Annotated in this window: 15 protein-coding genes; 9 read left to right on the forward strand and 6 right to left on the reverse strand. The window is 41.3% G+C overall.

Features of this window, described 5'->3' with window-relative positions:
- The first annotated feature begins 7 nt into the window (after positions 1 to 7).
- Together WC222_00405 and WC222_00410 are read left to right on the forward strand one after the other, a co-directional pair.
- Positions 8 to 409: an ATP-binding protein gene (locus tag WC222_00405; GenBank protein ID MFA6914832.1), complete on the forward strand. Its 402-nt coding sequence runs from the start codon at positions 8 to 10 to the stop codon at positions 407 to 409.
- Between the two features lie 40 nt (positions 410 to 449).
- Positions 450 to 1019, forward strand: coding sequence for a hypothetical protein (locus WC222_00410; protein MFA6914833.1), 570 nt, complete (start codon positions 450 to 452; stop codon positions 1017 to 1019).
- 155 nt (positions 1020 to 1174) lie between these two features.
- Here WC222_00410 and WC222_00415 read toward each other — a convergent pair whose 3' ends face one another.
- Both WC222_00415 and WC222_00420 read right to left on the reverse strand, forming a co-directional pair.
- Positions 1175 to 2017, reverse strand: coding sequence for a collagen-like protein (locus WC222_00415; GenBank protein ID MFA6914834.1), 843 nt, complete (start codon positions 2015 to 2017; stop codon positions 1175 to 1177).
- A 63-nt stretch (positions 2018 to 2080) separates the two neighbouring features.
- Entirely contained in the window at positions 2081 to 2500 is a 420-nt protein-coding gene (locus tag WC222_00420) for a hypothetical protein (protein MFA6914835.1), read from the reverse strand.
- Between the two features lie 136 nt (positions 2501 to 2636).
- Here WC222_00420 and WC222_00425 point away from each other — a divergent pair, with 136 nt between their 5' ends.
- Both WC222_00425 and WC222_00430 read left to right on the forward strand, forming a co-directional pair.
- Positions 2637 to 3542: a hypothetical protein gene (locus WC222_00425; protein MFA6914836.1), complete on the forward strand. Its 906-nt coding sequence runs from the start codon at positions 2637 to 2639 to the stop codon at positions 3540 to 3542.
- On the forward strand, positions 3473 to 3907 hold the full coding sequence (locus WC222_00430; protein ID MFA6914837.1) for a hypothetical protein: 435 nt from the start codon (positions 3473 to 3475) through the stop codon (positions 3905 to 3907). The genes WC222_00425 and WC222_00430 overlap by 70 nt, the downstream gene beginning before the upstream one ends.
- On the opposite strand, the gene rsmA is transcribed toward WC222_00430, so the two are convergent.
- From rsmA to WC222_00445, 3 genes are all read right to left on the reverse strand, one after another.
- Positions 3872 to 4729, reverse strand: a complete 858-nt coding sequence (gene rsmA, locus WC222_00435; GenBank protein ID MFA6914838.1) for a 16S rRNA (adenine(1518)-N(6)/adenine(1519)-N(6))-dimethyltransferase RsmA — start codon at positions 4727 to 4729, stop codon at positions 3872 to 3874. The two genes, WC222_00430 and rsmA, sit on opposite strands and share 36 nt — an antisense overlap.
- Positions 4730 to 4743: 14 nt before the next feature.
- Complete coding sequence (locus WC222_00440) at positions 4744 to 5802, reverse strand: peptidylprolyl isomerase (GenBank protein ID MFA6914839.1); 1059 nt, start codon at positions 5800 to 5802, stop codon at positions 4744 to 4746.
- 68 nt (positions 5803 to 5870) lie between these two features.
- Positions 5871 to 6995: an RsmB/NOP family class I SAM-dependent RNA methyltransferase gene (locus WC222_00445; GenBank protein MFA6914840.1), complete on the reverse strand. Its 1125-nt coding sequence runs from the start codon at positions 6993 to 6995 to the stop codon at positions 5871 to 5873.
- A gap of 147 nt (positions 6996 to 7142) precedes the next feature.
- On the opposite strand from WC222_00445, the gene lnt reads away from it, so the two are divergent.
- Positions 7143 to 8753 (forward strand): apolipoprotein N-acyltransferase, encoded by a 1611-nt coding sequence (lnt, locus tag WC222_00450; GenBank protein ID MFA6914841.1) that lies wholly within the window; start codon positions 7143 to 7145, stop codon positions 8751 to 8753.
- A gap of 11 nt (positions 8754 to 8764) precedes the next feature.
- On the opposite strand, the gene WC222_00455 is transcribed toward lnt, so the two are convergent.
- Positions 8765 to 11311: a hypothetical protein gene (locus WC222_00455; GenBank protein MFA6914842.1), complete on the reverse strand. Its 2547-nt coding sequence runs from the start codon at positions 11309 to 11311 to the stop codon at positions 8765 to 8767.
- 242 nt (positions 11312 to 11553) lie between these two features.
- On the opposite strand from WC222_00455, the gene lpxC reads away from it, so the two are divergent.
- From lpxC to fmt, 4 genes are read left to right on the forward strand one after another with little or no spacing between them, the layout of a single operon-like run.
- Positions 11554 to 12453, forward strand: a complete 900-nt coding sequence (gene lpxC / locus WC222_00460) for a UDP-3-O-acyl-N-acetylglucosamine deacetylase (protein MFA6914843.1) — start codon at positions 11554 to 11556, stop codon at positions 12451 to 12453.
- Entirely contained in the window at positions 12428 to 12892 is a 465-nt protein-coding gene (gene fabZ, locus WC222_00465) for a 3-hydroxyacyl-ACP dehydratase FabZ (GenBank protein ID MFA6914844.1), read from the forward strand. Before lpxC ends, fabZ begins: the two co-directional genes overlap by 26 nt.
- Positions 12893 to 12922: 30 nt before the next feature.
- Entirely contained in the window at positions 12923 to 13762 is an 840-nt protein-coding gene (lpxA, locus tag WC222_00470) for an acyl-ACP--UDP-N-acetylglucosamine O-acyltransferase (GenBank protein MFA6914845.1), read from the forward strand.
- A complete protein-coding gene (fmt, locus tag WC222_00475; protein ID MFA6914846.1) occupies positions 13759 to 14706 on the forward strand; it encodes a methionyl-tRNA formyltransferase in 948 nt (315 codons plus the stop codon). Before lpxA ends, fmt begins: the two co-directional genes overlap by 4 nt.
- The last annotated feature ends 6 nt before the right edge of the window (positions 14707 to 14712 follow it).

A 14712-nucleotide genomic window follows, 5' to 3' on the forward strand; every position in this document is an offset into this window, starting at 1 on the left:
CCTTAGGATGAAATCCTTTCAAGCAAACTTAGATTCATTGTATTCCATGCTGGATTACGCACGGACCTGTATTGCTTTACATGCAGTCTCGGAAGAAGACATCTCCAAGATAGAGCTGGCTCTAGAAGAAGCCTTGGTCAATGTGATTTATTACGCCTATCCTGATGAAAAAGGGGAAATACTTCTGGAATGTGTATTTACTTCAGATAAGCCGGCTACTTTAAAAATTCAAATTCAAGATTATGGTATTCCCTTTAATCCTCTTGAATACTCAAAAAATCATACGGACAAAGAGACTCTTGGTGGACACGGTATTAATTACATTAAACAAATTATGGATAATGTAATTTATAAACGTGAAAACAATTCCAATTTACTTATTCTAGAAAAGAAGTTGATTTTTAAATAGATTGATGTTAAAATTTACTCTTTTAATTAAAAGAGTTATTATGTCTGTCAATCTATCTATTACTTATAACAATACACTAATAAATTCAACAAAAGAGTTCGTTGAAAATTTGGTCGAAAGGTATACCGAGATATTTAAAAGATCTAAAATAGAGACAAATGAGAATCTACTGAATGTTAGAGTCGGAGGTATAGTTCTTAATGCAGCTTCCTTTGCTGTGTATCACTATTTTCCCGCCCTTAAGATTGGCTGTATAGTCGCGTCTATATTTTTGGAATTTATAATTAGTCCTTACACTCTAGAGGGTGCCAAACGCGTCTTTAATAAAGTAACAGAAGATTCAAAAGTTTATAATTGTATTAAGCACAGTGCGATTGCTATCTACTGTATAGCGACACATCAATATGACCGTAAAGATGATTCAGAACTTCTAATTATGGCGTTTATTGGAGCGCCTATATGTATAGGTTTTACGGTATATGCCGCAGGTGCGTACCCTGCATATAAAGTCACGGCTTTAATTTTTGCAGGTGCTTTTTCTTTTGTGGGGTCATGTGCAGGTATTGAATATCTGAATAGAAAATTTAATTGGTGGCAAAACAAAACATAAATTCTATTTCACGAAACGAAACATCTCCTAGTAGAGGAGTGCGGCGAACTTGTCGCCGCTTTCCCAGCCCTCGACTCGTCGAGGGCATGTTACGCAATATATATTCCCATGTTATATGTTCCTCGCTAAGTCGAGGACCAACAAGGCAGCGACAACTAATCCAGCTTAACAATTGCGATGGATGCATTTATTGTAGGTAGTAAAGCACCGGTATTATCAAATACCAAAGTATTTTCCCCCAGATTAATGAGTTGGATAACATCCCCCCCAGTAAAGCTGTTAATAATATTGTTCGTAATTGTGACATAACTATTTTCAGCCACATTAGACTTGACTCTACTGTTCACTACAACAGTTTGTCCATTCAGCAAAATTCCTGCTGCAATTACGTTAGTGGAATTCCCTACGACTGTATAAGCGATGGCGTAATCACCTGTTTCCGGAATGTGGATACTTCCATCTTCCATATTATAGATGATATCACCCTTGCTAGCACCTAACTGATCAAAAATAATGGGTTGGAAGGAACTGACAGAATCATTAGTTGTTTTATAGAAAGATGTGTAGGCTTCTAATGTTGTTTGACCCTGAGGACCTTGTGGGCCTGGCGCACCTTGCGATCCATCCGTTCCAGGCTGACCTTGGATCCCTTGAGGGCCAGGTTCTCCTTGTGGGCCCTGGGGTCCCGGGATGTTGCTTTCACCAGGTGTACCCTGAGGACCCGGAATGCCGGAGAATCCTTGAGTTCCTTGCGGTCCAGTAGCACCCTGAGGGCCTGTTCCACCTGTAGGTCCTGACACACCAGGAATTCCTCTAAGGCCGCGCGGACCTGTAAGTCCTTCTGAACCTGGAGGACCTGTTGGGCCAGGAGGGCCGGGAGGGCCAGGGTCTTCAAGTACATTGATTAATGTGCTTGGGAGCGAATTTTTGGCTTCTATGGAAATAAAAGATGTAGCGAAAAATGCTAAGGCACAAGCAAAAAAATAGATTTTTTTCATGGTTCTTCCCAAGTAAGGGGTTAGAACCATAGTCGTAAGATTTTAGCTAATTTAAATCAATTTTTAACCGTAATCTTGCATAAGTTGTTCATTTTCTTGAATTTCAACAAGAAATTTTTCTAGAACTCTCAAAACAAGTTTTGATGAATTATAAACCCCTGAAGTGGCAAACGCCAATTCAAGTTTAGGTCCTTTGTCATTGTTAAGTGCTATAAGAGTGTATGTGACAAGTTGATTATTCTGCATTTCAGGAACAATCCAAATGACGAATTGCTCATTAATAAGAGTTATTTTTTCGAATGTTTCTATGACATTAAAGTATCTTGTTAAGCCTAATGACACATCGGTTGAATTATCATCGAGCAGATCCAATTTCTGTAAGAGTCCTAAGTCCACATGAATAATTCCATCCGGAATCCATTCCATTAGATTTTTAGTATATTCCTTGTAATGCTGTTCTAGAACTTGCAAGTTGTCCATCATGGCTTTGTCTCCTAAATCCCTTAGCAAATTTGAAAGTTATTATCACCAATGAAATAGCAAGTTTTAGGCCAACTTTTTAAGCTGTGTTTATTTTTTGAAGTCGTTACAATTATAAGCTAAATTCTCTAGTTTGGGTATGCAGAAAAAAGTAAAAAAATTCCTTTTTGGTGTTCTCATTTTGGCATCGCATTTGCAAGGTGCGCCCCTAAATGTAGAGGTTAAAGCTGAAGCAGCTATTTTGATGAATGGCCATACAGGGGTCATTTTGTATGAAAAAGAAGCACACCAACGGAACCATCCTGCCAGCACTACAAAGATTGCGACTGCAATTTTTGCTCTCTTAACTGCCGGCGATAAAATGCACGAGATGATTGCAGCGGATCAGGATTCAGTCGCCTGGGTATCAGTAAAGGATAAGAAACAATCGAACTATACTCTGCCAGCCCATTGGCTTGAGCCCGGTTACTCGAATATCGGATTAAAAAAAGGCGAGATCCTTTCTTTACAAGATCTACTTTATGGTCTCATGTTAGCTTCAGGAGACGATGCTGCCAATGTCATCGCAAAATTCATCGGCGGGAACGTGGATCAGTTCATGCAAGGTGTCAACGACTATCTGAAATCTTTTGGTTGTCATAACACCCATTTTACAAATCCCCATGGACTTTATCATCCGGATCACTATACAACAGCCTATGATTTGGCTTTGATGACTAAAGAAGCGCTGAAAAATAAGCAATTCTTGGAACTCGTTAAAACAGTCCGCTATACCAGACCTAAGACGAATATGCAGGAAGCAAGTGTTTGGGTACAGACAAACGCTCTGTTAAAACCTGGTAAGTACTTTTATCCCTATGCGTTAGGAATCAAAACAGGCTATATCCAGGTCGCACAGAACACTTTTGTTGCTGCAGCAGAAAAGGACAATCGTCTGCTTATTGCGGTCTTATTGAAGACTAAGAAAGGGGAGATATGTTTTTGGATGCTGTTAAGCTCTTTGAAACAGCTTTTAAGGAAGAGCAGTTGGAACAAACCTTGCTGAGCAAAGGACAACAGCCTTTTGTTTTACAGAATGCGAATGCAACAGCTCCTATCACTACCTATTTAGATGAAGACGTTACCTTCCGTTATTATCCTGCGGAAGAACCTAAACTTACCTGCAAGCTATTATGGGACTCTGTGAGTTTCCCTGTGCGTACAGGACAAAGAGTAGGGGAGCTGCTGATAGCCAGTTCAGACGGCAGCTACCAGAGACATGTAGAGCTTAAATCTCAAAAAGACGTTCAGGTTGTTTGGTGGAAAAGAATTTCAGGTATTTTTAGCGAATGGACGCCAATGCAGATGCTTGCGGCCTTGGCTTTTATTGCTGTGTTAACCGTGGGGTTCACGCTTAGGGGCAGACGCTAAAGGAATTTCTAAAATTTTGTAAAAAGCTTTCCAATGATCAATAGATAAATTCTCCGGTCTGGATGTAGTGGGCAAACCGATCTTGAAGAGGGCATCCTCTACGAGCTGACTATCTAAGGTTTCCTTTAGTGACGCTCTCAGCATTTTTCGACGTTGATTGAATGCTTGGTGGACAAGAAAGAAAAATGTCTCTCTATCTATATCCGCCTGGGGAGTTAAGAGGTCAATGGAAACGACAGCAGAATCTACTTTAGGGGCGGGATAAAAACAGTTCCTGCCTACTTTAAAGCTGTAGGAAGGTTTTCCATAATAATTCAAAAATACTGTCAAAGCGCTATATTCATAAGATCCGTGTACGGAGGTCATACGTTTGGCCACCTCGTCTTGTACCATAACATGCACTGAAGAAAAGATTTCCTTATGCGGCATCAGAAGCCCAAGGATAGGGGAGGTCAAATGATAAGGCAGATTGGCAATCACTTTGGCATTAGGCGGAACATGTTTAAGCATGTCAAATTTCATGATATCATCTGTAAAGATCTGCAAATCGCCCAATGAAGTTAATCTACTCAAAGCATTGGAAAGGATGGGATCTTTTTCAACTGCAATGACACGTGCTCCGGCTTCCATAAGGCATTCGGTGAGAGCACCCGGACCTGGTCCGATTTCAAGTACAACATCGCCTTTTTGAACCTTCGCCGTCGTTACGATTTTACGCAGGATATTGCCGTCGATCAAGAAATTCTGTGAAAGGTGTTTTTTAGGCCCTGTACTAAGGCTATCTAAAAACTGTTTTAACTCTGTAGGACGATATATGGGCATAGAGTGAGGCCGACCTATTGTAAAGTGAACGGCTGGTACTCATCCGCGTTAATATATGTTTGGACGGAGAAGTTTTTGCGTAGTTTAGTGAAATAGGCTTCTGTTTCAACGCCGGATACTTGAGAAAAGATTTTTTCCTTCAAGGTAACTTCTACTTTATCGAGAGGCTCTGCTCCGGCAGGTTTCTTTTCTTTCATATAGAATAGGCGTACAACTGCACCTCCGCCGGCTTTGCTTTTTTGTGCAATAGGTACAGAGTAAGTTCCTTGTTCAAGGGAGATCAGACTGCCTCTATAAAGTTCGGATACTTCTTTAGGTGTATGTGAGAACTCCTCTGAAATGCTGACGTTCGTCCCTTTTTGAAGGCCTCTTTTGGTAAGTTCAGCCACAAGGTCATTGAAGGGAACTTGTCCATCGGTCAGGAGGTAGTGAGCCAAGTTGGCTGCTTCAGCGGAGTTAGTCGTATCTTTATCACGGAAAGAGATGACACGGTAAGTCCATTTCTCAGGGAGGATGTTTTCAGCGGCATGCGCTTCGTAAGCTTTTCTCACCGCTTGTGGTGTCATGGCGCGTATTGCTTTGGGATTGATACGTGCTGACATGACTCTGCGGATAGTGAGATCGCCTTTGACCATGTTCCAAGCTTCATCATATGTTAAGCCTAGCTCATCCAGATTCGCAACAATATTAGGTCCAAAAAGGGTTTCTAATTCTTGGCGGATCTCACCGGTCGTTACTTTGATATTGTTTTCTTCCCCATCGGCTAGGACCAGTTCTTTTTCCACCAAGTCATTCATAACGTATTTCCAGTTGATTGTGTAAAACTGGTATTTCGCTTCGATAAGATCTTTGAATTGGGGAAACTGGCGATAAAAAACCATGTCTAGTTTTTTTACCACATCATATAGGGTGACGGCTTTGTTATTGACCTTAGCCAACACAATATTGTGGTAGTGAACGTGCGTAGGGTTTTTCGAAGATGAAAGTACGCTGGAGTCGGGCAGAGCCTCTACAAGGGTAGGAGAAAGTATACACGATACGGCGGTAAATAGTGCGAAAATAGCTTTTTTCATAGAATTACCCAATCCTCACAATGCTGAAAGCATTTAGCATAGACCACTTGCGAAAAAATAGCCATCATTTACTGTTGTTTCATGACAGCGCCAAAAAATCCGTCCATTCCTTTGAAGGAGGGGATAGATTTAAAAGGCTCACCCACTAGTTTCAATCCATAGGTCTTGAGGAAATGCTCAACTTGCATTTCATTCTCTTCGTCTAGGAGACTGCACGTAGCATAAACTATTGAACCATCAGGCTTTAGGTAGCTGAGAGCTTTTTCAAAAATCATTCTTTGCTGGCCTAACAGGCGTTGTAATAGCTCGTCGTCATAACGCCATTTCATATCAGGATTACGGCGTAAAGTGCCGGTGCCGCTGCATGGAACATCTGCTAATACCCAATCCATTTTCTTTTTTAGCTTAGTGAGGGCTGGTGAGGTATCTGCTAAAAATTGGACGTTTTGAGCTCCTGCACGTTTAAAGCGGATTTTAGCTTCTGTCAAAGCATGTTCGCGAATGTCGTGTAGATATAATTGGCCTTTACCCTGAAGTCGGGGAGCTATCGCTAAGGCTTTGCCGCCGGCGCCTGCGCAGAAATCCATTACTAGGTTACCGGGAGTAGCGTTTACAAGTCCTGAAATAAGCTGGCTGGCTTCGTCCTGGACTTCAAATAGTCCTTCTTTAAATTCATCGATGCTAAAAAAATGGATTTTTTTATTGAAGATGATCCCTTCAGGGCTAACTTTAGCAGGAGACACCTCATATTTATCTGCCCAACGCTGCAGAAGTTCATCCCTAGAAATTTTAATGGTATTGGCGCGAACATAGGTAGGGGCCGGGGTGTTGCATACATGGCAAATACGTACAGCTTCTTTTTCACCTAGGGAATGAACGATACGGTCAAAAAGTTCTTTAGGGAAACTTACTTTCGTATGGGCAGGAAGAGTTGCCGGCGGATTTTGTAAGCAGCCTTCTCTTAAAGCTTTCAACCATGTTCTCCACCCTGCTTTGGGGTATAGGGCTTCTAATAACCCCGCCCATCGGACAAGAGCGTAAGCTGATTCGGATATTTCATAGCGGTCCTTAGAACCCAATGATTTATTTGCGCGAAAATAGCGGCAAATGGCCACGTCCAACGGACGGTCGAAATTTGAATAATCTTCTAAAAGATGTAAAAGATGAAAATCTCTGAAAGGTAATTTTTCCATGTTAATAGTATAAACTAATTCAGAAATAATTGGGACTGTTTTCTAATGAGACTTTTACATTTGTTGTTAGAATAAGCTGTGCAGGTTCATTTTATAGATATAAATAGAGAGATAAGATAAAATTTTAGGAAAAAATAAGATGAATTTATGAGAACACTGGGTCTTTTGCTTTTAGGCTGGATTGTTTGCGCTTTTGGGCAGCCACCTTTTAGTTCCTGGCTGGCACTGATTGCAGGTGCCGGAGGGTATGCTTGTATATTGAAAGCATTACTGGATGTCCAAGACCCGAAGAAACGTTTTTTTGTAGGAGCCGGCTGGTTTGCTGCTGTTCAAGCTGTCCAGTTTTTCTGGTTCCTTTCCCATCCTTTTCTCTATATTTATGCAGTCTATGTTTTTATCATCTCCATCTATGCGCTTCAATTTGGTCTTTTAAGCTTATATGTTACACCTAACTATCTACGTAAAAGATGGATAGTTCTGGCAATACCCTCGTTTTGGTTTGTTATGGAGTGGAGCAGACTATTTATATTCTCCGGCGTATCCTTTAACCCACTAGGATTGGCGCTTTCCGCAAACATCTATTCCTTGCAGATGGCCTCGGTCGTAGGTGTGATGGGACTATCTTTTTGGGTATTGCTTACAGCAGTATTGCTCGCTCGCCAAAACTACTATCTATGGAGCATCGCAGCAGTTTTTCCGTTCTTGTTTGGCGCTGTACATCTCCAATACCACTCCAATAATGAACTGAATGTACCGACAATGAACGCCCTTTTGGTCCAGACTGCGTTCCCCGTGGAAGAAAGTTTGGAGTTTCATAGTACCAAAGCCTTTTTAGATTTCGTGTTAGGGGAATGGGATCAGATCCTTAAAATCACTTCTCCTCATAAGGACGAAAGCTTTGATGTGGTAGCCTTGCCGGAAATGGTAGTGCCTTTCGGGGCATATATGCTTGCATACCCCTATGAAAAAGCCATCGGTTTATTCCGAAACACCTATGGAAATGATGTCCTTGCCTATCTACCCTTGCCTAATCCGCCTTTTGGTGATGAGGGGTATGTGAACAATGCTTTTTTTGTGCAAAGCCTATCTAACATTTTTAGAGCGCCTGTGCTCTCCGGAATGGAAGATATTGATTATCTTCCCAATGGCGAAAGGGTGCTCTTCAGCGCAGCACTCCTATTTTCTCCCTTGGGCAGGGATCAAGAACCACGTATAGAAAGATATGAAAAACGCATTCTCGTTCCAATGGGTGAATATATACCTTTTGCAGCTGTGGCAGAACTGGCACGTTCCTACGGTATTACAGGCTCTTTTACCCCTGGGCAAGAGGCTAAGGTCATGCAATGCGGTCGCTTCACTATCGCGCCTTCGATTTGCTACGATGAAACATTTGGGGCATTAACTAAGGATGGATGTGCAAAAGGTGCTCAAGTACTTATCAATGTTACTAACGACGCGTGGTTTCCTGCAATTACCCGTCAGCACATGGAACATGCCCGTTTGCGTACGGTGGAGGGTGGGATTCCTTTATTACGCGCCTGTAATACGGGGGTGACTTGTGCTATGGATAGTTTTGGGAAGACAATCTCAGAATTGGGTGAGGGGCACTCTAATCCTGCAGAGCTTTCTGCTTCACTCTCAGTAAAAGTGCCTGTCTATAACTATACCACCTTCTATTCTCATGGGGGAGATTTGCCATTGCTTATCTTTTCTATAATGATGAGCGCTTTTCTTTTAACTAGAATTCGATTTATTTAACAAAAACCATCTTAGTTTTGTTTTTCTTTTTGAGCTTCTATAATAGGCTCTAGTGCCATTGTTTGTTCATGAGTCAAATGGGAGATTGCTACTGGAGTGAGAAGTTGGATATTGGATTTATCAATATATTTCTCGAAGAAAACAACGGGAATCATTGCAAGATCTCTTGTGGAGATATTTTTTAGGAAATCCATATTTTGAGAAAGTTTCAATGCAACAGTATCGTCAAAATTTTTGCCTTGATAATAAGCATTATAATTTATTTCTCTGTGTCTAAGAATATCCAATGGGCCATTTGCCTGCCCTAAATCGGCTAAGTGATTCTCTGCAACCAGGTAGCCAAAGCTTTTATAAACACTATGCTCCGGAAAACAGGCATTAAATTCAGGTTCATTATCAAGCACACTCAAAACAGCTTCATCATCTGCTTTTTTATATTGAGAAAGTGTATTTTTCACACGTGCGCTAAATGTAGAAAAATCTATACCCATCACAAGCAAAAAGAAAAGATTTTCTAATGTTTTTTCAAACCTTCTATTATCAGAAACTTCTCTAGATTTCCTATGAAGCATAGTGGATAAATACTGGCTAATGCGCAATTGAGCTGGAGCTTCTGCAGGCGCAAACTGTTTAAGTAAGTCGACTATCTTATCAGTGTTCAGATATCTGAGAGCTTGATATTTTCCAATAATTTCTTGAACATTTTTTAGAAGCGATTCAAAATAGACATTTGTATCTGTAGTGGGCTTTGGCTTTTGTTCAATGCCATTTCGCATCTGAATATCTTCAAATAGGGTTTCTATGACAGGTTTGAGTGTTTCTGCAGTGAAATCTGTCCTCACATAAGCTTCAAGTCCTTCTAGAGCTTTAAGTGGGTTTATAGGATTTGTTTCGGATTTTGAGAGGTGGTGATAAAGTAAGAAAGGGGATGCACGTGTCCCTAAATGATTATTGAAATCAAATTTATCATAAGTATCTACAAACGCTACTTTACCTTTATTAGAGAATTCCTCTTTTCTAAGCTCTTGAGATACGTATCTGAGCACTGCCGGATCCGGGGGGGCATCCTTATCCCAATTTCTTATTTGCAAAATTGTATAGGTGCGGTTAGCTTTTCCATCAAAGTAATGGATTTTGTATCTGGAAAGTGATTGTAATTGATGCGCAGCATCCGGTATTTCTACATTGGCTACCTCTGTCAACTCCACAAAATGATTTTGCGGCAGATTAATTTTTTCCCCCACACCCATATTTTTTAAGAAAGGAAAAAGGCTTTCAGAATTCATACGAAGATCTACGAGGGTACTGACATTATTGTTTTTTAAGGCGCTAAAAAAATCTTGATGGGTAAGCATGTCATACATAGGTTTGATCTTTGGAGGCTTAGCTGTAATGTAAGTATCGTTTCCTATGACAACGGGATGCACTTTTTGTGATGATGTTTTAGTCTTGGATTTGAACTTCTCGATTAGATCTTTCTCATCTATCAAAGGCTGCAATGAAAAAGCAGTTAGGTCCCTATTGTCAAGAATTAATGAAGGATATTTTTCACTCAACTCAGAGCCGGTAAAGAATAACCTATGAGGTATCTCGGAATGTTCTAGTGGTGTGTAACCGATGATTTTAGCAGCTATTCCTAAGGTTGCAATCCCTAGAGAACTAAGCAAGTTGGGTGCATTAGAAGGTATTCCTCTTGCATCAATGACCAAAAGTAGCATTTTTAATTCATTCTCTAACTTAGAAGGGTCAGGATCAAAATAGGCAGCAAGCGTTTTTGCTAAATGGCTTTGAACTATATTGTCTAACTTATTCTTATACCCTGGGAGAGGATCGCTTTTGCAGGCTTCCTTTATCTCGTTTTCAATTTCCGGTAGCATCGATAGAAAACGTACTTGAAGGGTATTTCTTGGTGGAATGCTTTTTATATGCGTTAACGGATCTAAAACAAAGAGTTCTACTGTTTTAGTCCCTGACATTCCTGCCTCAGCTTTTGTAAAATCCACACCGGCTCGAATTTTAGCTAGAAGGCTATTCCATCTATGTATTGCATCTGCTTCTCTACCTTGAGCAAGCTCTTTTTTAAGTTCTTCCCAATCAGAAGTGTCTATACCAAGAGATTGAAACCCTTCCATCAGTCCTTCGATCTGGGCGGTATGTTGGTGTAATTTTATTTCGAGTTCGGCACCCTGAGCATACATCTCTGCTCTTGCCTGAACGCACGCCGCAAAATTATCGGTGAGAATTTTTTCAGTGGATGTAATTAATGAACTGAACTTTTTGGGCGTTACAAAGTCATAGAAACTAAGATTATGGATAGGTAAACTCGCTACTTTGTTACAGCGCAAAACTTCATAAGCTCGTATTACGGATTTTAATTGCTCGGGAGTTTTATATGTATTAATGATATTGATTGCGGTTTGATATAGAAGGGGGTTACTAAGAAACTCGTCTTTTTTCATTAAATCAGAGAAATTGTCCGTTTTCCCATTTTGGCTAATTTGACCTTGTGTAAATAATAATTCTAGAGCAGATTGATCCAAGGGTTGTACAGCGCTCATTATTAGCTCCATTTTTAGTATGTACTTATTATAATTTGGATATGTTTAAATCTGCAAACTTAAGTAGTGATAGATCATATGCTAAAAAGATAAATTTAATTTGATGCCTTTTTGTAGATTTATCTAATAAATTATTATTTATTTAAAATTTCAAGGGGGTGTTAGGACTCAATCACGTGTTGAATAAAATGTTCGACTCGGTTAGCATAAGTTACTAATTTTTTGTAATCTGCGGACATTTTGTGGATAAAGTTCTCATTGCACCTACGCGCAACCAAAAAACGCTCGCCCACTCTATAGACTATACGGGTATCGGTTTACATACCGGAGAAACAGTAGATTTAAAAATTATTCCTGCACCTGAAAATACAGGGATCATTTTTAACCGTTCCGATATCCCTGGCTCAGCCTCTATACCTGCTTTGATCCCTTCCGTATGCGATACATCGGATCGCTGTACTGTTCTTGGGAACGCCCAAGCAAAGATATATACAGTAGAGCATCTAATGGCAGCCCTTTTTGCCAATCAAATTGATAATGCCATTATAGAATTATCTAATATTGAGCCCCCGGTAGGGAATGGCAGTTCCGACGTTTTTGTGGAACTCATTGAAAAGGCAGGAGTTTGTGAGCAGAAATCCCCCAAAATGTCTTTAATAGTCAAAGAACCAGTGTATTTTAACACGGGTGATATCACTCTTGTAGCACTTCCGGCCCCTCAGTACAAAATTAGCTATACATTACACTATCCCCGCGTAGCGGCACTCAAGAGTCAATATAATTCATTCGACATCACACCTGAAATTTTCAATCGCGAACTTTCTCCTTGCAGGACATTTTGTCTATATGAGGAAATATCCTTCCTTATGGATAAGGGTCTCATTAAAGGGGGAAGTTTAGATAACGCAGTCGTGGTAAAAGGCGAGGCTTATTTAAGCAAAAACGGACTATTCTTTCCGGATGAGCCTGTTCGGCATAAAATCCTAGATATCGTAGGCGACTTGTCTCTTATAGGATACGATATTCAAGCACATATCATCGCTGTAAAAGCGGGTCATGCCGCAAATTATGGCCTAGCAAAAGAGCTTCATAACTTAATTCAAACAAAGGCAACTCATGGTCACAGCGCATTCGCAACTTGATCTGAAGGAAATTCTTAAGATCTTGCCTCATCGCTACCCTTTTCTGCTCGTCGACAGGATTATTGACATTGACCTCGAAAAGGGGATCATTATAGGTCAAAAAAATGTCACTATAAATGAAGCTTTTTTTCAAGGGCACTTTCCCGGTGCTCCTATCATGCCCGGTGTTTTAATTCTTGAAGCGTTAGCACAAGCCGGAGGGATTATGGTTCATTTGAAAAGTGACCAAAAGGATAAAATCGCCCTTCTGTTAAATATTGGCAATGCAAAATTCCGCAAACCGGTCCTACCTGGGGATATTCTTAGGCTACGCTGTGAGATCCTGCAACTAAGCACCCGAGGCGGTAAGGTTAAAGCTATCGCGACCGTAGAAGATAAGATTGCAGTGGAAGCAGAAATAGGTTTTGTACTCATACAGCCCGACCAGATTGGCTCTTAATAATGACAACAAATAAAATGAGACCATTTTATGCATAATAATCAAATACATCCTACAGCCTATGTTGAAGATGGGGCCACTCTCGGAAAAAATGTGACTATCGAGCCCTTCGCTGTAGTAAAGAAAAATGTCATCCTTCATGATAATGTCATCATCAAATCGTTTGCCTACATTGATGGCTATACCGAAGTCGGAGAAGGGACAGTTATCTATCCGTCCGCCTCTATCGGTACCAAAACACAAGACAAAAAATACCGTGGTGAAAAAACCTATGTTAAGATCGGCAAAAGATGCGAAATCCGCGAATTTGTCACTGTTAACTCCTCCTGCGGTGAAGAATCACAAGTTGTCATAGGAGACGACGTTCTCATTATGGCTTATAGTCACGTAGCGCACGACTGTGTTATCGGCAATAAGGTTATCCTGACAAACAACGCTTCATTAGCAGGCCACGTTACTATCGAAGAAAACGCCATCATAGGCGGAATGACCGGTATACACCAGCATGTCCGCATCGGACGCCACGCCATGATCGGCGGTATGAGCCGTATTACTCATGATATTCCTCCTTATCTTATTGGTGCCGGCATCCCCTTTAAATTCGGCGGAATCAACCTTGTTGGCTTAAAGCGCCACAATTTCCCCATCGAAACTCGCCAGCTGCTGAGCGATGCGTTCCATCTACTCTACCGCTCCGATATGAAATTTCAAGAAGCTCTCGAGTATATTAAGAATAATATGGAGCAAACTCCGGAAATCGTCCATTTCTATACTTTCTGCAAGGAAACGAGCAGGGGACTAATGAACGATCAGACCAAGAGTGAAAGCGAATCCTTAGGCGCTCCTTTAGCCGGAGCAGGAAAAGCATGAAAAAGCTGAGAATAGTTTTTTTTGGAACGCCTGATTTTGCCGCACAGACTCTCGAATACCTTATAGCGCAAGGTCTCGAAATTGCTGCGGTTGTATCTAAGCCCGACAAGGCCCAAGGGCGCTCCAAAGAACCTCAGCCTACTCCCGTAAAACAGGTTGCCCTCTCACATAATCTGTTGCTTCTACAACCCGATAAGGTTTCTGCACCCGAGCCTTCAGCCCAGCTGCAAAGCCTTAATGCAGATTTATTTGTGGTCGTTGCCTATGGCGAAATCATCAAGCAGCATTTACTAGATATGCCTTCTCTTGGATGCATAAACATCCATGCAAGCCTGCTTCCAAAATACCGGGGCGCAGCACCGATCCAACGTGCGATTATGGCCGGTGAAAGATATTCCGGAATCACCATCATGCACATGGTCAAACAAATGGATGCAGGGGATATCATTGCTACCGAGAAGGTGGAGATAACTCCTGAGATGACCTATGGTGAACTTGCCCAACGGCTTTGCTATGTAGGGGAAAAACTCGTTGTACAAACGATAGAAGCACTTGCCCGCCATAATGCGAGCCGCACAGTGCAAGACCACTCCCAAGCTACCCTGGCTCCGAAAATAGAATTGGAAGATTCTGAAATCCATTGGAACCTTCCTGCCCAAGAAATCCATGATCTTGTCCGCGGAACCAATCCGGAACCAGGGGCTTGGTGCAAAATTACCCATAAGGATGTCATTAAAAGGCTGCGTATCTTCAAAACACGCGTCCATGAGGCTTCAGGGGTTCCCGGGTCTATCCTTGAATGGGGTCCCAAACGAGTTATCGTTGCCTGCAAAGAACATTCGATCGAGATCATACAACTTCAACTTGAAGGTAAAAAGGTTATGCAAGCGGATGAATTAACTCGCGGCATGCCCCAAAGCGCTTTTCATTTTGCTATGCCCTAGAACTGT

The organism is Parachlamydiales bacterium (assembly GCA_041671045.1).
Lineage (GTDB): Bacteria > Chlamydiota > Chlamydiia > Chlamydiales > JABDDJ01 > JABDDJ01.

Excerpts from the sequence above, each read along its gene's own strand:
- fabZ (MFA6914844.1), top strand. The coding sequence starts at position 12,428 with ATGGTCACAGCGCATTCGCAACTTGATCTGAAGGAAATTCTTAAGATC.
- lpxA (MFA6914845.1), top strand. The coding sequence starts at position 12,923 with ATGCATAATAATCAAATACATCCTACAGCCTATGTTGAAGATGGGGCC.
- WC222_00440 (MFA6914839.1), bottom strand. The coding sequence starts at position 5,802 with ATGAAAAAAGCTATTTTCGCACTATTTACCGCCGTATCGTGTATACTT.
- rsmA (MFA6914838.1), bottom strand. The coding sequence starts at position 4,729 with ATGCCCATATATCGTCCTACAGAGTTAAAACAGTTTTTAGATAGCCTT.
- WC222_00455 (MFA6914842.1), bottom strand. The coding sequence starts at position 11,311 with ATGAGCGCTGTACAACCCTTGGATCAATCTGCTCTAGAATTATTATTT.
- WC222_00425 (MFA6914836.1), top strand. The coding sequence starts at position 2,637 with ATGCAGAAAAAAGTAAAAAAATTCCTTTTTGGTGTTCTCATTTTGGCA.
- WC222_00405 (MFA6914832.1), top strand. The coding sequence starts at position 8 with ATGAAATCCTTTCAAGCAAACTTAGATTCATTGTATTCCATGCTGGAT.
- WC222_00420 (MFA6914835.1), bottom strand. The coding sequence starts at position 2,500 with ATGATGGACAACTTGCAAGTTCTAGAACAGCATTACAAGGAATATACT.
- WC222_00430 (MFA6914837.1), top strand. The coding sequence starts at position 3,473 with ATGTTTTTGGATGCTGTTAAGCTCTTTGAAACAGCTTTTAAGGAAGAG.
- lnt (MFA6914841.1), top strand. The coding sequence starts at position 7,143 with ATGAGAACACTGGGTCTTTTGCTTTTAGGCTGGATTGTTTGCGCTTTT.
- WC222_00415 (MFA6914834.1), bottom strand. The coding sequence starts at position 2,017 with ATGAAAAAAATCTATTTTTTTGCTTGTGCCTTAGCATTTTTCGCTACA.
- fmt (MFA6914846.1), top strand. The coding sequence starts at position 13,759 with ATGAAAAAGCTGAGAATAGTTTTTTTTGGAACGCCTGATTTTGCCGCA.
- WC222_00410 (MFA6914833.1), top strand. The coding sequence starts at position 450 with ATGTCTGTCAATCTATCTATTACTTATAACAATACACTAATAAATTCA.
- WC222_00445 (MFA6914840.1), bottom strand. The coding sequence starts at position 6,995 with ATGGAAAAATTACCTTTCAGAGATTTTCATCTTTTACATCTTTTAGAA.